This is a genomic window from Streptomyces sp. NPDC091371, from assembly GCF_040684275.1.
Classification (GTDB): domain Bacteria; phylum Actinomycetota; class Actinomycetes; order Streptomycetales; family Streptomycetaceae; genus Streptomyces.
On sequence record NZ_JBFBFP010000041.1, the window covers coordinates 40160 to 64280 of the forward strand.

Here is a 24121-nt window from a genome sequence, read left to right on the forward strand (position 1 = left end):
TCTGCATCTCCACCGGCGCCCCGGCACCGGAATTTCCCCCGCATCACTGGATCTGGGCGGCGGCCGCCGTGATGAAGGCGTCGAGGGCGTCCTGCACGTCCTGCTCGCGATCGGACAGTTCGGTTGCGCTGGATGCCGTGCGGAGGGGAGCGGTGGCGTCGAAGGCCGCGGCGGCAAGAGAGGCGAGCGCGGAGTCGTCGGCGAGGAGGCGGACGTGGAACAGGGCGTTCTCCGCGGCGGCGCCACATCGGTCGCACTCCGCGAAGGCCTGTCGCGCCTCGGCGCCGTCGGGGGCTTCCCGCAGCCGCAACCAGAGGGCGACGGTCGCTTGCTTGAGCGCGGTGACCGCTCCCGCGTAGGCGCTGTAGGTCGCCAGCCGTTCCTGCCGGAGCTGCTGCGCGTGCGCGAACGCCTCCGCATGTGCACTCGTCCGGCGCTGGACGGTGAGGGTGATGATCGAACCCAACAGGGTTCCCGATACGGCGATCAAGCTGGCCAGCACAGCCTCCATGCCCGCATCTCACCACACGGGCCGGCGCCCGGACAGTACGAGCGAGACGAGAACGCGCCGGAAGCCGACATGTCCACCAGGCCGGGGATGCACGGCAGTTCGACCTACGATGACCGCTGCGGACCCGGCGGGGCCTGCGCCGGAAGGGGGGACGAGTGACCGAGTCGGATGCTCCGCAGCGGGAGCCGGTCTGGTTGGTGGCCGCGAACGTCGTGGCCTGGCGTCGGTGCGGAGCCGGCGGCCAGGAGCTGCGCCCCGGGACGAAGTGCTTCAAGGGCGGGGCGAAGGTGTACGTGGCCGACGCGTACTGGGGTCCGGGCGGTGATCGGGTCACGGTCGTGGGACGTGAGCGGCACACCAGCCGGTGGATCGTCATCGACACGGCGACGCGCCACCTCCACAGCTTCCGTCCGAAGCTGGTCCACACGCCGCGGGTCTTGGAACGGCTGAGCGAGGCACGCCGCGCACGGGGGTTCAGCTCGGCGGACTACGCGACGGAAGTCTCCGCGAGGCTGGAGCGGTACGCGGGTCAGTACCGCGCCGAGACGGCGCCGCGCAGTCCGCACCCGGACCGGTGCCTCTGCCACGCCTGCCTCACCGGCGAGTCCGCGTAGCGGGTGTCCCTTCGACGGATCGGCCGGCTGACGCGAGCCGCACGGCGGTGAACACGGTCACCCCACGGTGCCAGGCCGATCCGGATCGAGCGCGGACGCAGGACCCAGTTCGAAGTCGCAGATCTCCATCCCCGCGAACGAGGCGTCGTCCTGGTCGAGTTGAAGCCACACGCGAGGCGTCTCCCCGTCATCGAGATGGATCCAGGCGTTGGCGGCACGGAGCGCGGGACCGGTGCGAAGGTAATTGCAGGTCCGGCTGCATCCGCACCAGCCGTGGAACCTCAACCGCCGTACAGCCTGTGCCAGCGCCGGCTCGCCCTCCTCGACCAGCGCCGCATCCAGGAACGAGACCAGCGCGGGATAGACGTCCGCAAGCAGCGGAGGCTCGATGTCGTTCACTCGGCCAGGCTAGAGGTCCGCGCACGCATCTCGTAGAGTGGAGGGGGTGAATCGAGACAACTCCCCTGAATCCACCGGCATTCCGGACCCCCGCGTGCAGTGGGCCGGCCTCGGCGGCGAGAGCGCCGAGGAATTGCTGCGCGGGGCCCTTGCCCGGCTGCTGCCCGTCGAGTCGTTCACCCCGGAGATGGCCGGGAACCTGCGGCACGCGCGCCTCGTGGCCGACGGGCTCGTCCTCGCCTACGCCCTCGACGGACCCACCAGCGTACGCATCCTCACCGACGGCGACGTGGCGCGCGCCGGGCTCCAGGAGCTCTCACAGGCCGCGCACGCGAACCTGATGCGCATGCCCGTCACGTACGAGGAGGTGCCCCTCGAGGGGCGGGCGACGCTGCACTCCGTCTACGGCGACTCCCACTTCGTCGCCGGCACGGCGCTGTACCTGTCAGAGCTGGCGAGGCAGGTCACCGGCGAGTCGCTCCCGGCTGCCGGCGCACTCGTCGTCGTCCCCACCCGGCACCTGCTGGCCTACCACCCGATCGCCGACGGCTCGGTGGCCGATGCCGTCAACGACCTCGCCGCGTACGCCCTGGGCGCGTACGAGGACGGCCCCGGGTCCCTGTCGCCGCGGGTCTACTGGTGGCACCGGGGCGCCCTGACCTCGCTCACGGTCATCGACGAGGACACGCTCACGTTCTCGCTGCGGCCGCCGCAGCAGCTGCTCGGCCTGATGAAGGGGCTGGTCCGCCTCGACCGCGCCGGCCGGCTCTCCACCCGCGCCGCGGACCGGGCCCCCGACATCGCCGCGCTCACCCGCACCACGGCCGAGTCGATAGCCCGCCTCGCGCAGGAGCCGTCGGGACTCGGCGACGCGTTCGCCTCCGCCCTGGCCCTCGCCCACGCCCACTGCGCCACCGATCCCGACGTGTCGGGCATCGACGCCTGGGACGCGTGGGCCACCGCCCTGCAACTCGGCTCCGCGCTGTTCACCGGAGCCCCGCCGACGCAGTGTCACCTGGGCGAGGACCACGTCGTACAGCTGCCCGCCACGCCCGCCGCCCCGCCCGCGGACGCCCGGGCCTGGCTCGACGCCCTCTACCTCGCGGTCGTGTGCCGCGAGCACGAGCGGATCGCCCGGCTGTGCGGGGTCCCGCTGGAGACGCTGCGACAGGACGACTCCGTCGACACCTACGTCCTGCACTGGATCGACACCCTGCAGAGCTGCTTCTCCGACGGCTCCACGGACACGGTCGTGGAGAAGCTGCTGGCCACGATGCAGACCTCCATGCCCGAGGCCCTGACCCACGCGCCGGACGACTTCGTGAACCGGATCGACTACCAGCCGGTCGCGATCTTCCACCGCCTCGTCGCGCGGGACCACGAGGCCTTCGGCAAGGAGCTCGCCGAGGCCCTCGCCGAGCACGGCGGCTACTGGGGCGGTTCGGCGGCGCCGCGGGCCCGGGTGGCCCTGGGCCCGCTCGCCATCGCCTGCCTCGCCCACGACCAGGGCTTCCCGGTCGACCCGGCGCAGCCGCACCTGCCCACGTACCTCCTCAACCGCCAACGGATCGAGACGATCCCCTGACACCGGCCCGGCCCCGGTCAGTCCACGAGCACGCCGGGGTTGAGGATGCCGTGCGGATCGAGCGCCCCCTTCGCGGCGCGCAGCGCGAGGGCGAAGGGCTCGGGGCGCTGGCGGTCATAGCCGGCCCGGTGGTCGCGGCCGACCGCGTGGTGGTGGGTGACGGTCGCCCGGTGGCGGTGCAGGACCTCGACCGCGACGGCCTTGAGGTCGTCCCAGAGGGCGTCCTCGTCGCCGGCCCGGCCGGCGGCGAGGACGGTGAAGTACGGTGCCGCACCGTCCGGATAGACGTGGGTCAGACGGCAGTTGACGGTCGCCGGGTGCCCGGTGGCCTTGAGCGCCGCCGCACCGACCTCCGTGCGCACCGCGTCGATCAGACCGGGGATCCGGTCCCAGGTGGCCGCCGTCTCGAAGGTCTCCGCGACGGCGCCCATCCGGGCCAGCCCGTCGCGGAGGTAGGGCATCCGCAGGAAGGCCGACCGCCACGCGCGCACGGCCGCGTCGGGGGACGAGTCGGGGGACGCGTCGGGCACGTCACCGTGCCGACCGCCGTGCCGACCGCCGTGCGCGCGGGCAAGGCCGACGGCCCGTTCGAGCCGGGCGGCCACCGGTTCGTCGGCCGACTCGAAGCCCAGGACGAGCACGGCGGAGCCGTCCTGCGCCGCGCCCGACAGTGCGGCCTCACCGGAGTCCAGCAGACGGCAGTTGGCTGGGGAGAGGTCGGACTGGGCGATGGCGCGCACCGCCCCGAGCGCGTCCCCGAAGTCGGTGAACGCGACCGCGGCGGACGCCTTGTGGCGGGGGCGTTCCTGCAGCCGGACCCATGCCTCGGTGATGACGCCGAGGGCCCCTTCGGACCCGAGGAACAGCCGGTCGGGGGAGGGGCCGGCCCCGGAGGCGGGCAGCCGCCACGAGCTGCTCGTACCGGCCGGGGTCACCACGCGCATCGACTGCACGAAGTCGTCGATGTGCGTGCGGCCGGTGGCGTAATGGCCGCCGGCCCGGGTGGCGAGCCAGCCTCCCAAGGTGGAGAACTCGAAGCTCTGCGGGAAGTGCCGCAGGGTGAGGCCGTGGGGCCGCAGCTGGTCCTCCAGGCTCGGACCGAGGGTGCCCGCCTGGATGCGCGCCGCCCGTCCCGTGGCGTCGACTTCCAGGACGCGGCCCATGGCCGTCAGGTCGAGGGACAGCACCGCCCGGTGGGCGTCGCCCCGGTACTCCACGCCCCCGGTGACCGAGGAACCCCCGCCGTACGGGACGACGGCGACCTGCCGGTCACCGGCCCACTCCAGCAGGTCGGCCACGCCCCGGTCGTCCGTGGGGCGGGCGACGAGATCGGGGATGCGGCCGGGCCGTCCGCGCAGGGCGCGCACCACGTCGCGGTACGCCTTCCCCATGGCGTGGGCGGCGCGGTCACCGGGGTCGGCGGTGACCAGGTGGGCGAGGCTGCGCGGGGGTTCGACGGCGGGGCTGCCGATGCCCAGGTCGCGTACGTGCGGGACGGGGAGCGGGCGGTCGAGGGTGCCGGGGAGCAGCGCGCCCATCGCGGCGCATTCCGCGTCGTCGGGATGGGCGTCCGCCCAGCCCCAGCCCCACCAGGAGCGGGTGCGGGACGTCGGCTGCGGGGTGGTGCGGGCCATGGATGCGCTCCAGAGGTCGCAGGAATTTACCTAGAGGTAAATTACCTACTGATAATATCGGCTCATGGCAACCCCGACGGCAGGATCAACGCCAACCCCGGCGGTCACCCCACCCTCCAAAGCCGGCACCAAGGGAGTCCCGCGGGAGCACCGCCGGCGGCAGCTGCTGGAGGCCGCCACGGAGGAGTTCGGCACCCGCGGCTACGCCGCCGCGTCGCTTCCCGCGATCGCCGCGCGCGTGGGCGTCACCAAGACGCTGCTGCACCAGTACCTCGGCACGAAGGAGGATCTCTACGTCGCCTGCCTGGTGCCCGTCGGGGACCGCATCCTGGACGCCATCCGGACGGCGATGGGCGCCGAGGGGACCGCCCCGCACACTCCGCTGCGCGTGCTCGACGCCATCTTCACGGCCCTGGAGGGGCGGCGAGAAGCGTGGTTCGTGCTGTACGACACCACCCTGCCCCCGGGCGGGGAGGCCGCCCGCCGGGCCTCGGAGTACTGGTCGGCCATCGACCGCCTCGCCGCGGGCGGTACCGCCGAACTGCTGAGCGCGGCCGGATCCGCCGACCCGCTGGACGCCGACGCGCTCAAGTACGTCTGGCGGGACCTGGTCGCCACCCTCGTCCGCTGGTGGGTCAAGCACCCGGAGCAGACCCCGGAGGCCATGACGCGGCGCTGTGCCCGCCTCTTCGCGGCGGCCGCCACGCTCACCTCCGGCACCGCCGGCACCTCTGGCGGCTGAGGCCGGACCGGCGCGCGGCCCTACCGCCGGACCGCTGCCGCCCTGCTGCCCCTACTGCCCCTTCGCGGCCTTGAGCTTGCGCCATATGGTCTCCAGCGCTTCCAGATCCTGCTGGTCGAGGAGCTCGGTGAAGACCGGCGCGAGGGCAGCGCGCCGGGTGGCGTCGGCCTCGGCGAACACCGCGCGGCCCGCCTCCGTGAGGGCGACCTCCACCGACCGGGCGTCCCGTGCCGAGGGCGTACGGGTCACCAGGCCCCGGGTCTGGAGTGCGTCGACGACCCGCGAGACCTGGCTGCGGCTGAGCAGCGTGCTGTTGCCGAGGACGGAGGCGGGGACGGGCTCGGGGCTGGAAGCCAGCCACAGCATCACTTCGAACCAGGACACCGGGAGGTCGTGGGCCTTCACGAGGGCCCGGTCGACCCGGTCGGTCAGCACGGTGCCGGCCCACACCAGTCCGTAGAAGGCGTAGTCGGCCGTCGGCATCTCGGTTTCGGTGAGCTTCTTCGGCATACCGACAGTCTAGGGGGTTGCGTGCACACGCACATAATCTGTAGTGTGTGTGCACGCACATAAATCACGTTCCGTGAAGACCTCGAAAGGCGCCCGCCATGCAGACCCTGCCCAACACCCCCGCCACGCCCCTCCGCACCGTCCTCGTCACCGGCACTTCCTCCGGCATAGGCCTGGCTGCCGCCATCGCCGCCGCCCGCGCCGGATGGCGCACGGTCGCCACCCTCCGTGACACGACCCGGGCCGACGCCCTGCGCAAGGCCGCAGCCGAGGCGGGCGTCGAGCTCGACATCCGGCAGCTCGACGTCGTCGACGAGAGCTCCGTCGCCGCCGCCGTCAACGGCGTCATCGCCGACTACGGCCGGCTGGACGCGGTGGTGAACAACGCGGGCGCCGGGCACGTCGGCACCCTCGAGCTCGAGTCCGTCGCCGATGTCCGCGAAGTCATGGAGGTCAACTTCTTCGGCGTACTGAACGTCTCCAAGGCCGCGCTGCCGCACCTGCGGGCCACCGGAGGCCGCCTGATCACGGTAACCAGCGTCGGCGGTGTGATCGGCCAGCCCTTCAACGAGGCGTACTGCGCCGCGAAGTTCGCCGTGGAGGGGTACATGGAGAGCCTGGCCCCCGTCGCGGGCGCCGTCGGAGTGAGCGTGTCGGTCATCGAGCCGGGCGCCGTGGCCACGGAGTTCGTCAACAACATCGGACTCGACATCGAAGCCCGCATCGCGGCCGCCGGCCCCTACGCCGACGCGATGCGCCACTACATCGACCGCACGGTCGGCCAGTTCCTGGACGGCGCCCAGACCCCCGCCGGTGCGGCCGAGGCCGTCATCGAGGCGCTGACCGCCGAGGAGCCCGCATTCCGCCTGCAGACCTCCCCGTGGGCCACGGGGTTCACGGCGACGAAGCTGGCCGACCAGGACGGCGCGGCAGTCCTCGGCATGACCGGATCCTGGGTCTCCTGACCGACCGCCACCGAAGCCGCCCCCGTGCGCTCGAACTGTGCTCCGTAGGAAATCGGGTCATCATGGGTGAAGACCGGCCGGGCCTGCGCCCGGCCGCGTGGCCTCCGCATGCCGGCAGGCCCTTATCGGGAGGTGGCTGGTGGGCATGGACGAATCACGCAGGGCCTGGATCATGATCGGCGTCGTCGTTGCCGTCATCCTCCTGGACCTCGCGGCCATCGTCCTGATGAACACCGTCTGACCGTGCCCGCGTGAAGTCCGCCCGCGGCACCTCGGAGTCCACGGCGTAGCGCTCCTTGCCCGAGCCGCCACCTGCCCGGCCTGGCCCGACCGGCCGCCCATGCCCCTCCGGCACCGCCTGCCGGTATCGCTGCGCGCGCTCGCCGACGAACCCGTACCTCCCGACCGTACGAGTCGACCGCGCCCGCCCTCCCTCCTGCCCTCCCGTCCAACTGCCCCCGCATCACCACCAGTTCAGATACATCCGCGCGGTGAAGAGAAGCTGCTCCAACCCTTGCTGTGCCGCCCCGGTTCGCGAATGATGCTCCCGGCGCGTCGGCCGACGGTGGTCGCGATCCGCCCGCCACGTCGAACCCCGGCCGGCCAGGAGGCATGCTTTGCGGACGAACCGTCACATCCGGAGATCCTTAGTGGTCGTCGGCACCACGCTCGCGCTGGTCGTCGGGGTTTCCCAGGCGGCCTTCGCGGCACCACCCCAGGCCCTGCCCAGTCAGGCCGAAGCGATCGAGCTGACCTTCCAGCCGGCCTACGACTACGACACCGACGGCTGCTACCCGACTCCCGCCATAGGCCCGACCGGAGTGCTCAACGGAGGCCTCAGCCCGACCGGCGCCCTCAACGGCAGCTGCCGGGACTCCTCGGACCTCGCCAACACCAACGGCTACTCCCGCTGGACCTGCAACAACGGCTGGTGCGCCGTGATCTACGCCCTGTACTTCGAGAAGGACCAGGCCATCCCCGGCATCAGCCTCGGCGGCCACCGCCACGACTGGGAACACGTGGTGGTGTGGATCCAGGGCAACGAGGCCAAGTACGTCGCGACTTCCGCCCACGGCGACTTCACCCTCCACACCCGTGACCAGATCCGCTGGGACGGCACCCACCCCAAGATCGTCTACCACAAGGACGGCGTCGGCACGCACTGCTTCCGCGCGGCGAACACCAACGACGAGCCCCCCGAGAACCACCGTCAGGCGTGGCAGTTCCCCGCCCTCGTCGGCTGGTCCGGCTACCCGCCGACCCTGCGGGACAAGCTCAGCCAAGCCGACTTCGGAAGCGCGCACTTCGGCCTGAAGGACGGCTCCTTCGCCCCGCACCTGGCGGAAGCCAAACCGGCGGGCATCCCCTTCGACCCTTACCTGTAGCCACGCCGCCGGCTCGCTCACGCCGAACCGACCGCTTCCGGGGTCAGTCCTGATCCTGTGCGTACTGAGCTGCGTACCAGCCCGAGTCGATGGCGGGGTGCCGCACGGGGTGTTCGACCCGAACGGAGGGGTGTCCATGACGGAGCGTCACGGGGTGGTGGCCGGAGCCGGAATCGGCGGGCTCGCGGCCGCCATCGCACTGCACCGCCGTGGCTGGCGCGTCACCGTGTGCGAACGCGCCCCCGAACCCCCCACCACCGGCGCCGGCATCGGCCTCGCCCCCAATGCCCTGCGCGCACTCGAAACCATCGGCGTCGATGCCGCGCACGCGGCGGGCAGCGCCGTACCCGCGGCCATGGGCGTGCGTCGTTCGGCCGGCCAGTGGCTCACCCGCACCGCCACCGCGGACATGGCGGCCCGGTACGGCATCGCCCCGATCGCCGTCCCGCGCCCCGCGTTCACCGCCGCCCTGGCCGCCGCGCTGCCACCGGGGACCCTTCGCTACGGCACCACCGTGACCGGCGTCGACGACGCCGAGCGCCGCCCGACCGTCCGCACGGCGGCCGGCCCGGACCTGCCCGCCGATCTGGTGGTCGCCGCCGACGGCATCCACAGCCCGCTGCGCCGCGCGTACTTCCCCGTCCACCCCGGCCTCCACTACATCGGCGAGACCGCCTGGCGGACCATCGTGGACGCCCCGGACCTGCGGATACCAGCCATGAGCGAGACCTGGGGGAGGGGCGAGCGGTTCGGCGTGACCCCGCTCTCCGACGGCCGGTTCTACCTCTACGCCACCGCGGTCCTCCCGGCCGGCACCCGGTCAGCCGACGCCCGCGCCGAACTCCGCCGCCGCTTCGGCTCCTGGCACGACCCGATTCCGTCCCTACTGGACCGCGTCGGCCGCCTCGACCCCGCCGACGTACTCCAGAACGACCTCTACGACCTGGCCGCCCCGCTTCCCGCCCTGCATCACGGCCGTATCGCCTGGCTCGGTGACGCCGCCCACGCCATGGCCCCCAACCTCGGCCAGGGCGGCTGCCAGGCCATCGAGGACGCGGTGGTCCTCGCCCACCTCCTGCCCGCCGGAGCCGGCCCGGACGGCACGGACCCCGTCCCGGCCGCCCTCGCCGCGTACACCGCCGCCCGCCGCGACCGCACCGACGCCGTGCGCGTCCGCGCCCGCCGCGTCGGCCGCCTGGGCGCCCTCCGCAACCCCCTCACGGCGACGGCCCGCGACCTCGCGGTCCGTGCCACCCCCGCCCGCCTGGCCCTGCGCGGCCTGGACGACCTCTTCAACGGCTTCCGCATGCCCGGGTAGGCGGGATGTCGACACCGGTTCAGTAGGCGTGGCCCGCGTGTGCCAGTGCCTGCTTCAGCAGCACCCCGTGCCCGCCCGGCATCTCGCTGTGCACCGCCGGGGAGGCCGCCTCCTGCGGACTGAACCAGACCAGGTCCAGTGCGTCCTGCCGCGGCCGGCAGTCCCCGGCCACCGGCACGATGTAGGCGAGGGACACCGCGTGCTGGCGCGGGTCGTGGTAGGGGGTGACGCCCGCCGTGGGGAAGTACTCGGCGACCGTGAAGGGCTGGAGGGAGGCGGGGACGCGGGGCAGGGCCACCGGGCCGAGGTCCTTCTCCAGGTTGCGCAGCAGCGCGTCACGGATCCGCTCGTGGTGCAGGACGCGGCCGGACACCAGCGTGCGGTTGACCGTTCCGTCCGGACCGATGCGCAGCAGCAGCCCGATGCTGGTGACTTCGCCGCTGTCGTCCACGCGTACGGGCACGGCCTCCACGTACAGGATCGGCATCCGCGCCCTGGCCGTTTCCAGCTCATCCGTGGTCAGCCAGCCGGGCGAGGTCTCGGTCATGTCAGACATTGCTTGATCATACGTTCTGGGGCGCGGCCGCCGCAGGATCTGCGGGCGGGTTCGGGTCCGGGCGGTTCACGACGTCGTCTTCGACCCGAGCTCGCCGGGGTTCTTCGGTATCCAAGGAAGCACGGCGACGGCCGCCTTGGGATCCGGCTCGGCCATGACGACGCCCCAGCTGTCCTTGTTGCCGCCGTTCCTGGCCACGACCTGGATCTGCTTGATCTGACCGGTGTCGTGGAAGTACAGGACGACCGCCTGCCGGACCGATCCCTCGTCGTAGAACTCCGCCGTCACCTTCCCGCGGGCGCCCTTGCCGAACGCCGAGATCCAGTTCTCGGCGGTCTTCTCGGGAGGGCCGGCGTCCTCCTTGTGGTACGCGAGACCGGCCAGTTCACCGGCGTTGCCGTCGGCGATCTGCCACACCACCTCCTGGGTGATCCCCAGCGACCCGGTGGTCGGGTACCCGACCACCGCCAACGGGTGGTGGGAGCCGTAGCCGGTGGCATACCGCACGTCGTCGGCGTCGTACTCCGAGCAGCCGGTCAGGCCGCCCAAGGCCAGTGCGGAGGCGATGACGGCCCGCAGGGCCACGGCGTTGATGCGGTTGATGAGCGTGTCCTTCGAGCAGGTCCCGGCGATGACCGAGCTGAGTGTGTCATGCCGGGGACAAGCTCAGCGGCCCGTCGAGCCGGTGATCGTGGCGAGAGCGTGGCGGAGGGCGGAGTCGCCCGGTGGGCGGTCCCGCCAGCGGGCGCCGATGTGGCCGTCCGGGCGGATGAGCAGCGCTCCGCCCGGGGCGAGGCCGCAGAGGTCCGTCTGTTCGCCGGTCAGGGGCTCGATGCGCAGCGGCCATGACAGGGAGTCGCTGTCCCGCTCCCACCCGTGGGGGTCCGGGGTGAGCAGCGTGAACCATTCGCCGAAGGCGTCGAGCGAGGAGCGGTCGTGGCTGAGCCAGAGGTGCGGCATGCGGTGGCCGGGCTCCGGGGTGGGGACGTAGTCCGCGTCCGATCCCGCGTCGGACAGCGGCGGTGCGGTGCTGCCGTCGGCCAGCACGGCGTCGGAGTGGTAGACCACGCCGAGTACGAGGCCGAGCTGGGCGAAGTACCGCTCGGACCAAGGCAGTTCGACCCGGGCCGACGTCGCCGCGCCGTCGGTGTGACGCTGCTCGCGGCGCCTGTTCAGTACCTGGACCGCGAGCTGGGTGTTGGCCACCGCTTGACGGAGGGTCAGCTGTGCGACGGGTCGCCGTTCCGTCTCGTAGGTCTCCAGCATGCTCGGCCCGCTCCATCCGTGGACGAGGCCAGCCAGCTTCCAGCACAGGTTGTGCACGTCCGCGATGCCGGCGTTCATGCCCATGCCGCCGAAGATGGGGATCGCGTGCGCGGCGTCGCCGGCCAGCAGGATCCGGCCGTGCCGGAAGCGTTCGGCGACGAACGCGTTCATCACCCAGTGCTGGACCCGCAGCACCTCGGCCCGCGTGTCGGCCCCGGGGCCGAGGGCGCGCGAGACGAGGGCGGACCAGTCGGCACGCCCGGCGTCCTCGGGTGTGAGGCCGAACCAGGCCCAGCCCCCTTCGGGGTAGAGCGGGGCGAGCGATCCGTGCGCGGTGAAGTAGACCCCGGCGGGCTGCTCGGCGCACCACGGGCCGAGGTCGGCATCGAACACGACGGTGGTGAAGCCGCCCATCTCTCCGGGCCCGGTGGTGCCGATCCCCAGCCGCTGCCGCACGGTCGAGTTCGCTCCGTCGGCTGCGAGGACGTAACGGGCGCGGACGCGTGTCTCTCGACCGTGCTGATGATCGGTCAGCAAGGCCACGACGCTCTCGGGTTCCTCGTCCAAGCCGATGAGCTCGGCCCCGAACCGCACCTGCGCATCTGCCGCGCCGATCAGGGTGGGTTCCAGGCGGTCCTGCGAGGTGACCACGCCGATCACGGGGCTTTCGGGGATCGGCGCGTTGATCCCGACCATCGCCGCCGAGGCGAAGTCGCCGTCGTACAGGGTGTCGCGGAAGCGGATCCGGCCGAACTCCGGTGCGAATCCGCAGGCCGTGATCTCGGCCGCGAGACCGAGCTGGCGAAAGATCTCCATGGACCGTGCGTTGACCAGCCGGGACCGGGGGAAGGGTGACAGCTCGCGGTGCTTTTCGACCAGCAGTGTCCGTACGCCCCAGCGTTCCAGCAGCGCCCGGGCCGTGAGCCCGACCGGCCCACCGCCGACGATCAGTACCTCTACCTCTACCTCTACTTGCGTGTCGGCTACGGCCATGCCGCGATCCTCCCGTTCACGTGGCTACGCCGGGCGATGAGGAGGACCGCGTCTGCCTGGACCGTGTGCGGGCCGGAGGCGAAGGCCGGGGCGAGCTCGGCCCGGAGGCCTTCCCGCATGGCCGGACGGTCCGGGTGGCCGGTGTGCCAGAAGCCGCCGAGGACGTCGGCGAGGACGTCGGCCGCCGTGCGGGCGGAGTCGTCGGGGGCGGGCCGGTCGAGGGCGAGGCGTCCGCCGACGCGGCGGAAGGAGATGTCGTCCAGGCCGGCCGCGGCCAGGAGTTCGGCGGCGCGGGTGAGGAGGTAGCCCTGGTGGTCAGGCTGTTCTCCGGCGCGGGCGGTGCAGTGGGTGTTGAGGAGCCGGATCATTTCGTTGTCCGGGGCTCCTTGGGCGAGTACGACCTTCGCCGCCGGGTGTGAACGGTCCAGGACACGGAGCATCTCGGCGATCGCGGCGTCCGGGTCGTCGGTGTAGTGCAGGACCCAGGTGGCGACGACGGCGTCGAAGGAGTCATCGGCCAGCGGCAGGGCCTCGGCCCGTCCGGAGTGGACCTCGACGTCCGGCAGCGCGGCCCGGATCGTCTCCTCCAGGGCGGCGTGCGGCTCCACCGTGGCGCAGCGGCCGAGGCGGGCCGCGATGGCCCGTACCCCGGCGCCGGTGCCGCCGCCCACGTCCAGGACCCGCTCGTTGCCGTCCAGCGCGTCGACGACGGCCGCGATGTCCTCGCGTTCGAAGTACGGCTCGAACGCCGTCCACGACTCCCCGCTCAGCGTGTGGGCGCCCCGGTACGCACCGGGCAGGGGGTAGGGGCCGAGCAGGGCGTGCGCGGGCACCGGGGGTCCGCCGGGGCGGCGGGCGTAGCAGAAGAGGTGGTGCTCGGGTTCGGCCAGGTCGCTGTCGGGCGAGAAGACCGAGCGGGCCGAGTGGAGGACGCTCAGCCCCGTCCGCTCGATCTCGTTCAGGTACTGCTCGGCCGGGAAGCTGGTGACGAGCATCGGCATGCCCATCCACACCATGGGGCGGTCCTCCATGTCGCCCGGGACCGTGGCGGAGACGAAGAGACCGCCGGGGACCAGCCAGCGGGCGATGTGCTCGAGCACCGCCGTCTGCTCGGCCCGGGACATCCGCAGGAGCGGGAAGAACGCGCAGACCGCGTCGTAACTGCCGTCCGGCGCCTGGAAGTCCCGTACGTCGTGCCGTTCGAACCGGCCGCCGGGCACCCGGTCACGGGCCAAGCCGACCATCGTCGCCGACACGTCGATCCCGGTCACCCGGAAGCCGGCCCGGACCAGCGCCTCGGCCACCGGCCGACCGGTCCCGCTGCCGACATCCAGTACCCGGGCACCCTGCGGCAGCCGTGCCGCCAGCCATTCCAGGGCCGCGAGCTGCTCCGGCAGGTGCCCGAAGGCCCGCTCGTAGTCCGCGCCCAGCTTGTCGAACGGCTCCGCCGCCGCTGCCAGCCGATCCATCGCCGCCGTCCCCCGCGCACGCCATCGCTACCCAACGTATCGTTCTGGTAACGTAACGTAGCGAACGAGTGCGGGGCGCGGCCGGCGGCTCGCCCGCAGACCGCACCCCCGACGCCCGATCCGGAGCCAGGCGCCCCCCGGCGCCCGGTCCGCAGCGGGCGCCGTCCCTGCTACGCCTCCTCGGCTTCCGCGGGCAGGCGGTGCCACGGGTGCGAGCAGGTGCCCTTGCAGTACGTCTCCCGACGGCGGGTGTCGGCGACGGCGAACACGGAGACCAGCACGCGGAACGCCTTCACGTGCTCGTCGGCGGGCAGGCGGTAGAACCCGTAGCGGGGCGGGTCCATGCAGATCATCACCGAAGGGTTGGCTGTGGGCTTCACCCCGGACCGCGCCACCCCCGCGCGGCCGTCCGCGGCGGTGATGTGCGCCTGCATCGCGTAGCCTGCGACCTCGCGCAGCACCTCCTGCCGGCCCGCCGGGGGGAGGTCGGAGAACCAGGCCGTCCCGTCGTCCAACGTGCGGAGTTCCTGCGCGATCTCATTGACGACCCGCTCGACCCGGCGCCGCCAGGAGCGCTCGTCCGCGTTGCCCGTTCCCGTCATCCTTCGGCCTTCCTTCGAGCCCTCGCCCGCTGTCGGAGGGTCACTTCGTACTGCACACCTGCGCAAGGTTGCCTCGGTCTACCGTTGGGCGATCGAACACAACATCCCGCCGCGCCGCGCCGCGCCGCGCCATCGCCACCCGCTGGGCCCGCTCCGAGGCCACGGCCGGCCGCTGGATCGCCTAAGCGAGAAAGAAGGGAGTGCTCCCCCCGTCCGGGAATTGACCCCACCAGCAGCCCGGGGCCACCCGCCCGCCTCGCCCCCGTCCGGCAGCGCGGCTCTCAGCCGGTCGTTCGACCTCCGCCGTCAGCGGGGGCCTGGTCACCGAGGACGGGGACGACCTGGGCGGTCCAGGTCCACGGTTCCCGGCGCGGATCCCAGATCACCTCGACGGTTGTGTCGTGGACATCGCGCGCGAGCTCCTCCAGCATCACCGTGGCGGCGGCCAGCGCCACTTCGGGATCGAGCGGCTTGTCGCTGAGGCGTCCGCAGAGCGTGGCACCGTCCACGGTGAGGACACTGTGGCGCCAGCCGTCCGGCGTCGCCGGCAGGACGACCCCCTTGGGCAGGCCGAAGGGAGGCCGCTTCTCCTTCTGTCGTCTCGCCACGCACCCATTCAACACGGCGGGGGTGGCGCCGAGGGGGACTTCTTGGACCTCGGCTTCGGCGGGCGCGGCTGGCCCAGCAGGACCGCCAGGAAGATGACGACCATGCCGACGATCTGGAGGGTGGTCAGGGTCTCGTCCTTGAAGAGGTAGCCGAGCAGGGCCGCCACGACCGGGCTGCCCAGTGCGAGGAAGGAGACCGCCACGGCCGGCAGGCGCTCGATGCCCCGGAACCAGACCATGTAGCTCAGGACCGCGCCCAGGGTGATGAGGTAGGCGAACCCGATGACGTGGGAGGTGGCGAGAGCGTCGGGAAGGTCTTCCATCGACAGCCAGAACGGCAGCAGGACCACGCCGCCCGCTGTGAGTTGCCACCCGGTGAACGTGAGCAGCCCGACGCCCTCCGGTCGGCCCCACCGCTTGGTCAGCGTGATGCCCGACGCCATGCACACGGCTCCGCCGACTGCGGTGAGGACCCCGACGGCGTCGAGTGACGCCGTGCCCCTGAACACGAGCAACCCCACACCCCCGGCGCCCATCGCGCAGGCCGCGGCGTGCACCGCCCTGGCCCTCTCACCGAGGAAGAGGGCGGCGAGGACCACGACGAACACCGGCTGCGCCGACATGATCACGGCGGCGATGCCGCCCGGCAGCCGGTAGGCCGCCACGAAGAGCAGGAAGTTGAAGGCGCCGATGTTCAGAACGCCCAGCACCAGCGCCCGCCACCACCAGCGGCCGACCGGAAGCTTCCGGCCGAGCGCCAGCAGGACCAGGCCGCCGGGCAGGGCCCGCATGGTGGTCGCCAGGAGCGGTCGGTCCGGTGGCAACAGCTCGGTGGTCACCAGGTAGGTGCTGCCCCAGACCGCCGGAGCCAGGCCGGTCAGGGCCGCCGCCGTGAGTGCGTACTGTCTGTTCTTCATCTCGCCTCAATCCCGCAGGAACCACCCGGCTCCCGCCGGGCGTTGGTCCGGCCGGCCGGGGCCGGAGATCGGATCGCGGTCGCGGGGCCGAGCACCTGGGCGGCGCGGATCGTGCCGTGGCCGAGCCGGCTCTCGCGTGGCGGATCGGACGCCCCCCCCGCGTTGCGATCACCAGTCTCGGGCCGGGCAGATCGATGAGTCCAACACATGCTTGTCACGTGGTCCATCTCGGATCACGATGGATCCATGGAGCTCCAACAGATGCGGTACGTGATCGCGGTGGCCGAGACGAACAGCTTCACGAGGGCCGCCCAACGCTGCCTGGTGGTCCAGTCCGCGCTCAGCCACCAGATCGCGCGCCTGGAGAAGGAACTCGGCGCGAGGCTCTTCGAACGCACCAGCCGCCGCGTCCGGCTGACCCCGGCAGGCGCGGCCTTCCTACCCGCCGCCCGCCAGTGCCTGGACGCGGCGGAGCGGGCCGCAGCCGAAGTCGCGGCCGAGGTCGGGGAGGTGCGTGGACGCCTCGCCGTGGGGCTGATCCCCACCGTCGCCGCCGTGGACGTTCCCAACGTCCTCAAGGAATTCCACGAACGCCATCCGAAGGCCCGGATCAGCCTCAGCGTGGGAGCGAGCGACGAGCTCGTCGAGCAGGTCAGGGAGGGCGAACTCGAGGTGGCCTTTCTCGGTATCCCGGTCACGGCCCGCCCCCGGGGCGTCAAAGCCCGGGAGCTGGGCCGGGAGCGGCTGGTCGCCGTGGTCTCCCCGGACCACCCGCTGTCGCGCGAGACCTCGGTCGACCTCCGTCGCCTGTCCTCGGAGGTGTTCGTGGACCTCCCGGCGAAGACCGCCGGCCGGGCCCAGTCCGATCTGGCCTTCACCGTCGCCGGCCTCACCCGAGAGGTCGCCTTCGAGGTGACCACCGCGGATTACGTGGCCCGCCTGGTCGGCGCGGGCCTGGGAGTGGCCCTGCTCCCGCCCGCGTACGCCGCGGGCCTGGCCGGGGTGGCCACGATCGAGGTCACGGACGCACCGGCGCGCGCCGAGTACGTGATCTGGAGCCACGAGAGCCGCACACCGGCGGCCGCGGCCTTCCTGGAACTGCTGGGCATCCGGGAGGAGTGAGCGCGGTCAGGCGCGGACGAGCCGGGGCCGAGCCCCACCCCATGCGGATGGGGGCGGCCGTGCACCCCCCTGGCAGCCCTGGTGATCGACGCCGCCCCAAAGCCTGCCGGGCTCCGGCACCGCCTACGGCGGGTGCATGGCGAGCCCGGGCTGGCCTGTCCACGCCCGCCGCCTGCCGCCCGACGCCACCTGCGCAAGCAAGAGCTCTATCCGTTGCCACGCCGCGTCCGTCAACTCGCCTCGACCCGCCACAGGATCAATGATCAGAGAGCCTGCGGTCCGCCTCGCGCGCGGTGTTCGCCACGAACCGGCTCAGCCGATAGGTGGACTGCTCCACTGGACGTCGACACAGTATGTCGATCTGGATCAGCGATTCGTCGACACGCGCTTCCCGAAGACGGCGCAACTGCGCGCGCAACTCCGCCTGGTCCTCTGTCTCAAGGACCACTTCCCACTGTCCCGCGTCCGGCGCAGTGCGAGCAGCCAGCCGCTGCCTCCCGGCCTCTTGCCGCCGCTTTCTCTTCCCCTGTCCTGGCACCGACCAAGAATCACTTGCCGACGTCAGCGCGGCAAGACCATTGTGCCGGGCACCACGCCCACGCTCGGTGATCACCTGTCCGAACGTTCTCCGTGCCTCGCTCAGGCACAGGCCGGCGGGGCGGTGGTTGAGGGGCGGAAGGTGATGGCGGGCAGGCCTGGGGCTTCGAAGCGGGCGTGGTCGGGGGAGGTCAGGGTCATCCAGCCGGCGGTGTAGCCGGTGTACGTGCCGCCGGCGGGGTCGTCCGTACGCGGCGGCAGGGCTTCCGTCTCCCACCACCGTCCGGCGAAGAGCGCGTACCGGATGCCGCAGTGCGTGTAGAGGTCGTACGGGTACCTCCGGCCGATCTCGGGGGCGGAGGGGCCGGTCTGGAGGGCCGCCGGGTCGTGGCTGCGGGACGGCACCGAGGGTGCGGGGTGTGGGGACGCGGCGGCCGGCGGCGGGGTGTTCCCGTCCGGGAGGGCGGCCAGGGTGACGGCCGCACCGGAACCCGCCATGACCACCGCGACGGCGGCCAGGACCACGCGGCCGCGCCTACGTCGCGTACGGACGGCCGAGAGCGTCCGGCGGGCGTCCGTACGCGGTTGAGGCGGTTCGGAGACCAGGTCGTCGAGCTGCGCACGGAAGTGGCGTGCGGGGGCGTCGTCGGTGCTCATCTCTCCTCCATCACCCGCTGGTCGATGGCGCCGCTCTCGCGCAGGGATCGCAGCGCGCGGTTGGTGCGGCTCTTGACGGTGCCCGGCGGGCAGTTCAGGAAGTCCGCGGTCTCCTGGAGCGTCATGTCCTCGTAGAACCTGAGCACCAGGACGATCCGCTGCTCCACCGGGAGGCGGGACAGGGCTTGGGCGAGCGTGTCGCGGGTGCCCAGTCGCCTCGCGGTCTCGTCGGGCGCGGGGGTGTCGGGGAGCCGCGCGGTGGGGAGCTCGCCGCACCACCTTCTGGCCCGCCAGGATGTGCAGGTGGTGACCATGACGCGCTTGGTGTAGGCGAGCGGGAACTCCGCCACCGCCGAGTCCCGCCAGCGGCGGTGCACCTTGACGAGGGCGGCCTGCAGCAGGTCCTCACCGGTGTGCCAGTCGCGGGTCAGCAGCCGGCCGAACTTCAGCAGCGCCTGGTGGTGTACGTGGACGAACTCCTCGAAGTGTTCGTCATTGCCCTGCATCGGCCCTCCCGGCTGCCCTCCCGTTTGTTCCTCCTCCTCTTTGAGCTGATGGAACATCAAAAAGGTTCCACGTTGCGTGCCCGTGTCGGGCGAAGGTTGCGGCAATCCGGGGGCGCGGCCTTCACGCAGCCTCGGCGGTGTTGAACCCGTTCACGTCCCCGGAGCGGCCATGCGTGGCGCGGGGCGTGCCGGCGCGCGTACCAAGGATGGGTGCCTGGTCGTGGGAGCGGGCTCCCGCCCCCACCCCTTGGCTCCACCCCCACGGCCGGGCGGCGGGCGAAGGCACTCCTGCGTGACCCGTCGCCTGATCCGGGGCCCCCGGGCCCCACCGCACCCTGGAGGTACAACGTGAACGTCCTGTCCGCTCTGCGCCCCGCGGCTTCCCCGCGCCGCAGTGTCGTCCGCTCGGCAATCGGCGCCCTGACCGCCGCGGGGCTCGTCCGACGTGAGGTGGAGACGGCCGGTGATCAGGCCGCTGTTCGCGCTGTTGCCCGTGACCGTGTAGTCGAGGACCACCATCTCGCCGACGGCCGGGGTGTCGTTGCTGATGGTCACCGTGGTGTCGGCGGTGTCGCTGTGGCCGGTGACGCTGACCGGGTCGGCCAGGACCGGGCCTGCCGTGGTGAGCAAGGTGGCTGCGGTCAGCGTCTTCGGCACCGTGCTCGGCACACCGACCTGCACCCCCACGGCGAACGAGTCCCGCATCCTCGCCCGCCCCATCACGGACGACGACCGCTTCCCGCCCACGCCCACGGACCGCCACTTCCTGATCAACTTCACTCCGAGCATCCAGCAGGGCGTCACCGCCCACTTCAAGATCGCCCTGCCCGTGCAGGCCGCCGGTGCAGGGCAGGGCTTCCGCCTGACGGCACTGTCCGACGCGTTCGGAACCCAAGCCGCCCCGACCCCGATCACCGTGACCGCCCCCGGCGCGGACGTCGCGGTAGGCCTGAGCGCCGCGCCCGCGCTGCGGCTCCTTTCCCCCGCCGTCGACTACGAGCTGGCCTTCACCAACCACGGCCCTGGCACCGCCCAGTCCGGCACGGTCACCGCCCAACTGCCCGCCGCCGTCACCTCGGTCAGCGGACTGACCGACGGGTGCACCTTCGACAAGGCCACCCGGAAGGTCACCTGCCCCACGGGCACCCTGACCAACGGCGCCTCCCGGGAGCGCGCCTTCACCGCCCGCATCGGCGTACTCACCCTGGGACTGCCCCTGCCGGCCACCGCCCACCGCACCGCCGGCTGCCCCAACAACCCCAACCCCGCCGACGACACGGCCGCCGCCAACTGCCTCGTCATCACCGGCCTGATCATCAGCTGCTCCCGCTGACGCACAAGGCCAGGTCACCGTGTTGCGCGGAGCTGCCCGAAAAGCCGGTTGTCCAGGCATTGGGTCAAGTAGGGCACGCCGTCGGTGTAACCCGATCCGTGCGCGCTGCCCAGCATGCGCGCGGCGAGGCTTCGATGGGTGGCCTTCCAGCGCTGGTGCCGGGCTTCCAGCCGGCCGAGCGAGGCGTCGAGGAGATGCCACTGCGACGGGCTGAAGTCGTTCCTGCGGCGAAGGTCGAGGCATGCGTGCGCCACCGTGTCGTGGCCGCATTCCTCGGCCTCGGCGCGGACGGCCGGGACACTTGTGAAAGCAGTCGACCGCAGCCTCGCCACCGGTGGGACTCCGCACAGGATCTCGAACCGCTTGTACTGTTCGGACTGAATCGCGCTGGCCCCCTGAGTGAACTTCCGGAACGTCGAAAAATGTCCGGGCCGCATGGTGGCGACTATTCGGAAGAGCGCTGAGGCCCGGTCGAAGCGGCCGGCCGCGAGATCGATGTGTTCCGCCCCTTCCTGGAGGCGGCCATCGCGCAGCGCCGAGATCGCTGCCCGGATGTCCGTCACGATTGCCGTGAACAGCATTTCGTGCGCCTGAAGGGCCCGGATGAAGAAGTACTCGTCATGGAGTACGTACACGGGCTGGACCGTCACGTCGAACCAGGGGCCGACCGTCGCCGTGGGGCGCGGAAGAAGATCGACGATCTCTGCCCAGCGGGCCTGGGGCATGCGGGCCACTCGGGACGTCAGTTCATGGACATCCGGCTCGTCGCCGTCCTGCGCCACGAATCGCACGGCGTGGCGCAGGCGCTTGTGCAAGGTCGCGGGATCGGGCCGATCCCGGTCCACGGATTCCGCCGGCGAGGCCGCCGCCTGGATCTCGTAGCGTACGACGTCGGATATGAGCAGCGTGGCCAACCGGTTCGGATGGATCAGGTGGTCCGGTCCTGCCGAGAGTCGTTCCAGCAGCGGCAGGCCGAGGTAGGTTCGGTTCCAGAAACGCTCCTCGTGTTTGTCGAGCAGGCAGTCGAGAAATGCCCGAAGCAAGGGGCGGCGGTCCGTGGCATGGCGGGACCGAATCGCGTCGAGTTGAATCAAGAGGGACGGTGGCAGGAAATGCTTTCCGGTACGTCGTACCTCTTCCGTGACGATACGCGCCAGACGAATCCCATCCAGCCTTCCGTTCACATGCCCGGTGGTCGCCCAGTGCTCCACTTCTCCGAGTGGCGATGTGCGCAGGCCGCACGCGCCGCCATGGGGTGAGTCGACTTCTGTTTTCTGCCGGCTGCAGGGTCGATCTCCTGCGGCCATATTTCCGATGCACCGGGCGCGGCATTCAGAAGCCATCGCAATCCGTCTCCTCGATCCGGAGGCCTCACCTTGTCAAGTGAGGCAGGGCCTTCAGTAGGCATGATCGGAAGGGCACGGGTCATGTCTCGTACATTCGTGTCTTGACATGACGCGATCGGTCGGCTCCCATCCCCCTCCGTGACCCTTGTGCGTCCCCTATGAAAGAGAACGCCGGTGAGGAACCCCCCTCAGCTTGCCTCCTGTCATCCGGAAGCAGTGCTGGAGAAACGCACATATCCATCTCATTCGCGGCATGTGTGCGGCCTATATTGCGTCGTGTGATCGAGTTAAGTGGGCTTACCAAGCGGTACGGGGACAAAACCGCAGTCGACCACCTGACGTTCACCGTGCGCCCAGGCGCGGTGACCGGCTTCCTCGGCCCGAACGGTGCGGGCAAGACGACGACCATGCGCATGATGCTGGACCTGGACCGGCCGACCAGCGGCAGCGTCAGCATCGGCGGGAAGCGCTACAGCGGGCTGCGCGAGCCGATGAAGCAGATCGGCGCCCTGCTGGACGCGAAGGCCCTGCACCCCGCCCGCACCGCCTACCACCACCTCCTCTGGCTCGCCCGGTCCAACAGGATCCCGGGCCGCCGGGTCGGCCAGATCCTGGAGACCGTCGGACTCTCCGACGTCGCCCACCAGCGCGCCGGCGCCTTCTCGCTCGGCATGGGCCAGCGGCTCGCACCCGAATCCGATGAGGCCGTAGCCGCGGCCGCCCTCGTTGCCGCGCAATGCCCCGGTGGTGAACCTGCCCATCCCGTCTACGGGCCGGACGAGCCCCTTCCTGATCTCACCGGCCTGCGCGATCTCGCCCTCCAAGCCCTAGACCGCATCATGACCGAGCCGTCCGAGCTGATGGACCTATGGGCGGAAGCGGATGGAGCACCCTGGCGCGCGAACATCCGCGGGCTGCAGAACGTGCTCCAGCCGCAGCCGCCCGGAGAACAGCCCAGCCTGATCTGACCCGCCGCAACCGCTGCTGACAGGCCTGCTCCCGGTCGGCCCGGAGGGGGGATGGGCTGATCGGATGCGCGGTGGGGGTGGGGCAGGGCCCGGTGGGGGATGCATGTCGGACCCGCCGACGGAACGAGAAGGGACAGCCCGTGCCCGCGTTGCTGAACACCGACCTCCTCTCCACCGCCGGGACCGAGCCCGGGTGCCGGTTCCTGGCCGAGGGATATCTGCCCCTGCCCGATCTGCTCACCCCCGACGGCCTTGACGTGCTCCGGGGAGAGGCGCGGGCCCTGGAGGCGGCCGCGCAGCGCCGCGACTTCGAGATGGGGTGCATGGACGACTCGCCACGCCACATGACGACTCTCGGCGGTCACGTCATCGCCGAGAAATCGGACCTGATCCCGGGCCTGTACCAGGACCCGCGCCTGAGGCAGCTGCTGCGCCGCATCAGCGGACAGGACATCACGACCGTGCCCGACCTGCTGGAGCGCCACGTGCTGAACATCCTGCACCGCGTCGGCGACACCCACGGCGCACACACCGACGACCACCCCTACGCCCTGGTCATCTTCCTCGAAGCACCCGAAGACCCCGCCGACGGCGGCCTCGCGCACTTCGCCCCCGGCGCCGATTCCCTCCACGACCTCGACACCGGGCAGGCCCGCACGGCCCACCACCGGGCCGGGGACGCCTACCTCCTGCGCAGCGACACCACAGCCCACCGAGTCACCCCGCATGCCCGCCCGGGGCTGCGCCGCACCGTGCTGAACTTCGCCTACACCACACCCGCCGCCCACCCGCTTTCCACGCCGTCGGCGGCGGAACTCTACGGCTGACCTCCGCGGTCCCCCGGGGTCAGGGGTGCGGGGCTGCGGGCTGCTGATGGCTTCTCGGTGTGGGCCTGGCATGATCGCCGTTGAGTCTGTTGAGTCTGTTGAGTCCGTTGACAGGTGTTCGTTCGCCGCACGCTGGATCGGTGCGGCTGTGCTGCCGGGGTAGTTGCTGATGGCGAGGTGGTTCCGTCGGCGATCGGAGCTGGACAAGGAGCTGGCCGAGCTGACGGCTGCCGCGGAGCTGGGTGACGACGTGGCGATGGCGAACCTGGCGGCGGCCCTGTACCGGAAGGGCGATACGGCCGGTGCGCTGCGCTGGGGGGAACGGGCGTGGGCAGCCGGGAACGTGGTGGCCGGCTTCAACCTGGGCATGGTGCACTCGGTGGCCGGTGACGCGAACCGCGCGCAGGTGGTCTGGGAGCAGGCCGCGGCGCTCGGCGATCCGGACGCCATGCTGGGCCTTGCCAAGCAGGCGCTCGAACGTGGCGATGCGGCTGGTGTCGAGCGCTGGGCTCCGCTCATCCTCGCGCAGGACGAGGCGTTCCCGATCACCGCGCTGGGTGTGGCGTTCCGGGACCACGGCGACGCGGACCGGGCCATACGGACCTTCCTGCGCGCCGAGGAGCTGGGCGACGGGTACGCCATGGAGTACCGGGCGCGGATCCTGGCTGCCCGGGGGCAGCACGAGGTGGCCGAAGCGCTGCGAGCACGCGCTGCGACGGCCAAGCGGATGCTCTGAGGGGGGCGGGCGGGC

26 protein-coding genes are annotated in these 24121 nt (G+C 71.7%); 11 read left to right on the forward strand and 15 right to left on the reverse strand.

From position 1 onward, the window contains the following. Positions 1 to 43: 43 nt before the first annotated feature. On the reverse strand, positions 44 to 511 hold the full coding sequence (locus AB0O21_RS31690) for a hypothetical protein (protein ID WP_365176498.1): 468 nt from the start codon (positions 509 to 511) through the stop codon (positions 44 to 46). Positions 512 to 666: 155 nt separating this feature from the next. On the opposite strand from AB0O21_RS31690, the gene AB0O21_RS31695 reads away from it, so the two are divergent. Next, positions 667 to 1125 (forward strand): hypothetical protein, encoded by a 459-nt coding sequence (locus AB0O21_RS31695; protein ID WP_365176500.1) that lies wholly within the window; start codon positions 667 to 669, stop codon positions 1123 to 1125. A gap of 57 nt (positions 1126 to 1182) precedes the next feature. Here the strand turns inward: AB0O21_RS31695 and AB0O21_RS31700 are convergent, their stop codons facing one another. Next, the gene (locus tag AB0O21_RS31700; RefSeq protein ID WP_365176502.1) at positions 1183 to 1524 is read right to left on the reverse strand and encodes a hypothetical protein; all 342 of its coding nucleotides are present in this window, start codon (positions 1522 to 1524) and stop codon (positions 1183 to 1185) included. 46 nt (positions 1525 to 1570) lie between these two features. Here AB0O21_RS31700 and AB0O21_RS31705 point away from each other — a divergent pair, with 46 nt between their 5' ends. After that, a complete protein-coding gene (locus AB0O21_RS31705; protein ID WP_365176504.1) occupies positions 1571 to 3109 on the forward strand; it encodes an immunity 49 family protein in 1539 nt (512 codons plus the stop codon). 17 nt (positions 3110 to 3126) lie between these two features. On the opposite strand, the gene AB0O21_RS31710 is transcribed toward AB0O21_RS31705, so the two are convergent. Beyond that, positions 3127 to 4743 (reverse strand): FAD-binding oxidoreductase, encoded by a 1617-nt coding sequence (locus tag AB0O21_RS31710; RefSeq protein ID WP_365176506.1) that lies wholly within the window; start codon positions 4741 to 4743, stop codon positions 3127 to 3129. Between the two features lie 64 nt (positions 4744 to 4807). On the opposite strand from AB0O21_RS31710, the gene AB0O21_RS31715 reads away from it, so the two are divergent. Further along, positions 4808 to 5485, forward strand: coding sequence for a TetR/AcrR family transcriptional regulator (locus tag AB0O21_RS31715; RefSeq protein ID WP_365176508.1), 678 nt, complete (start codon positions 4808 to 4810; stop codon positions 5483 to 5485). A gap of 51 nt (positions 5486 to 5536) precedes the next feature. On the opposite strand, the gene AB0O21_RS31720 is transcribed toward AB0O21_RS31715, so the two are convergent. Further along, entirely contained in the window at positions 5537 to 5995 is a 459-nt protein-coding gene (locus AB0O21_RS31720; RefSeq protein WP_365176510.1) for a MarR family winged helix-turn-helix transcriptional regulator, read from the reverse strand. A gap of 98 nt (positions 5996 to 6093) precedes the next feature. Between AB0O21_RS31720 and AB0O21_RS31725 the strand changes: the two genes are divergently transcribed. The 3 genes from AB0O21_RS31725 (at position 6094) to AB0O21_RS31735 (ending at position 9663) form a co-directional block, all read left to right on the forward strand. Further along, on the forward strand, positions 6094 to 6960 hold the full coding sequence (locus tag AB0O21_RS31725) for an SDR family oxidoreductase (RefSeq protein WP_365176512.1): 867 nt from the start codon (positions 6094 to 6096) through the stop codon (positions 6958 to 6960). A 617-nt stretch (positions 6961 to 7577) separates the two neighbouring features. Next, positions 7578 to 8345 carry an NPP1 family protein gene (locus AB0O21_RS31730; RefSeq protein WP_365176514.1) on the forward strand — a complete coding sequence of 256 codons (768 nt, stop codon included), beginning with the start codon at positions 7578 to 7580 and terminating at the stop codon, positions 8343 to 8345. Between the two features lie 136 nt (positions 8346 to 8481). Beyond that, positions 8482 to 9663: an FAD-dependent monooxygenase gene (locus tag AB0O21_RS31735; RefSeq protein WP_365176516.1), complete on the forward strand. Its 1182-nt coding sequence runs from the start codon at positions 8482 to 8484 to the stop codon at positions 9661 to 9663. Between the two features lie 19 nt (positions 9664 to 9682). On the opposite strand, the gene AB0O21_RS31740 is transcribed toward AB0O21_RS31735, so the two are convergent. From AB0O21_RS31740 to AB0O21_RS31770, 7 genes are all read right to left on the reverse strand, one after another. After that, positions 9683 to 10210: an NUDIX hydrolase family protein gene (locus AB0O21_RS31740; protein WP_365176560.1), complete on the reverse strand. Its 528-nt coding sequence runs from the start codon at positions 10208 to 10210 to the stop codon at positions 9683 to 9685. 75 nt (positions 10211 to 10285) lie between these two features. Continuing rightward, entirely contained in the window at positions 10286 to 10804 is a 519-nt protein-coding gene (locus tag AB0O21_RS31745) for a hypothetical protein (protein WP_365176518.1), read from the reverse strand. 81 nt (positions 10805 to 10885) lie between these two features. Beyond that, positions 10886 to 12478, reverse strand: coding sequence for an FAD-dependent monooxygenase (locus AB0O21_RS31750; protein WP_365176520.1), 1593 nt, complete (start codon positions 12476 to 12478; stop codon positions 10886 to 10888). After that, complete coding sequence (locus tag AB0O21_RS31755) at positions 12469 to 13947, reverse strand: methyltransferase domain-containing protein (RefSeq protein WP_365176522.1); 1479 nt, start codon at positions 13945 to 13947, stop codon at positions 12469 to 12471. The genes AB0O21_RS31750 and AB0O21_RS31755 overlap by 10 nt, the downstream gene beginning before the upstream one ends. 170 nt (positions 13948 to 14117) lie before the next feature. Next, the gene (locus tag AB0O21_RS31760; RefSeq protein ID WP_365176524.1) at positions 14118 to 14549 is read right to left on the reverse strand and encodes a DUF5958 family protein; all 432 of its coding nucleotides are present in this window, start codon (positions 14547 to 14549) and stop codon (positions 14118 to 14120) included. A gap of 281 nt (positions 14550 to 14830) precedes the next feature. Continuing rightward, positions 14831 to 15157 carry a hypothetical protein gene (locus AB0O21_RS31765; protein WP_365176526.1) on the reverse strand — a complete coding sequence of 109 codons (327 nt, stop codon included), beginning with the start codon at positions 15155 to 15157 and terminating at the stop codon, positions 14831 to 14833. Between the two features lie 8 nt (positions 15158 to 15165). Continuing rightward, a complete protein-coding gene (locus AB0O21_RS31770) occupies positions 15166 to 16074 on the reverse strand; it encodes an EamA family transporter (protein ID WP_365176528.1) in 909 nt (302 codons plus the stop codon). 246 nt (positions 16075 to 16320) lie between these two features. Between AB0O21_RS31770 and AB0O21_RS31775 the strand changes: the two genes are divergently transcribed. After that, positions 16321 to 17196: a LysR family transcriptional regulator gene (locus tag AB0O21_RS31775; RefSeq protein WP_365176530.1), complete on the forward strand. Its 876-nt coding sequence runs from the start codon at positions 16321 to 16323 to the stop codon at positions 17194 to 17196. A gap of 256 nt (positions 17197 to 17452) precedes the next feature. Here AB0O21_RS31775 and AB0O21_RS31780 read toward each other — a convergent pair whose 3' ends face one another. From AB0O21_RS31780 to AB0O21_RS31790, 3 genes are read right to left on the reverse strand one after another with little or no spacing between them, the layout of a single operon-like run. Then, complete coding sequence (locus AB0O21_RS31780; protein ID WP_365176532.1) at positions 17453 to 17809, reverse strand: hypothetical protein; 357 nt, start codon at positions 17807 to 17809, stop codon at positions 17453 to 17455. A gap of 26 nt (positions 17810 to 17835) precedes the next feature. Beyond that, a complete protein-coding gene (locus tag AB0O21_RS31785) occupies positions 17836 to 18390 on the reverse strand; it encodes a hypothetical protein (protein ID WP_365176534.1) in 555 nt (184 codons plus the stop codon). Further along, a complete protein-coding gene (locus tag AB0O21_RS31790) occupies positions 18387 to 18896 on the reverse strand; it encodes a SigE family RNA polymerase sigma factor (RefSeq protein ID WP_365176536.1) in 510 nt (169 codons plus the stop codon). The genes AB0O21_RS31785 and AB0O21_RS31790 overlap by 4 nt, the downstream gene beginning before the upstream one ends. A gap of 547 nt (positions 18897 to 19443) precedes the next feature. Between AB0O21_RS31790 and AB0O21_RS31795 the strand changes: the two genes are divergently transcribed. Further along, the gene (locus AB0O21_RS31795) at positions 19444 to 20229 is read left to right on the forward strand and encodes a hypothetical protein (RefSeq protein WP_365176538.1); all 786 of its coding nucleotides are present in this window, start codon (positions 19444 to 19446) and stop codon (positions 20227 to 20229) included. A 14-nt stretch (positions 20230 to 20243) separates the two neighbouring features. Here the strand turns inward: AB0O21_RS31795 and AB0O21_RS31800 are convergent, their stop codons facing one another. Then, positions 20244 to 21440, reverse strand: a complete 1197-nt coding sequence (locus AB0O21_RS31800; protein ID WP_365176540.1) for a tryptophan 2,3-dioxygenase family protein — start codon at positions 21438 to 21440, stop codon at positions 20244 to 20246. A 413-nt stretch (positions 21441 to 21853) separates the two neighbouring features. Between AB0O21_RS31800 and AB0O21_RS31805 the strand changes: the two genes are divergently transcribed. The 3 genes from AB0O21_RS31805 (at position 21854) to AB0O21_RS31815 (ending at position 24106) form a co-directional block, all read left to right on the forward strand. Next, positions 21854 to 22543 (forward strand): ATP-binding cassette domain-containing protein, encoded by a 690-nt coding sequence (locus AB0O21_RS31805; protein WP_365176542.1) that lies wholly within the window; start codon positions 21854 to 21856, stop codon positions 22541 to 22543. A 140-nt stretch (positions 22544 to 22683) separates the two neighbouring features. Beyond that, positions 22684 to 23370 carry a hypothetical protein gene (locus AB0O21_RS31810; RefSeq protein ID WP_365176544.1) on the forward strand — a complete coding sequence of 229 codons (687 nt, stop codon included), beginning with the start codon at positions 22684 to 22686 and terminating at the stop codon, positions 23368 to 23370. Positions 23371 to 23539: 169 nt separating this feature from the next. Next, positions 23540 to 24106: a hypothetical protein gene (locus AB0O21_RS31815; protein ID WP_365176546.1), complete on the forward strand. Its 567-nt coding sequence runs from the start codon at positions 23540 to 23542 to the stop codon at positions 24104 to 24106. Positions 24107 to 24121: the final 15 nt, after the last annotated feature.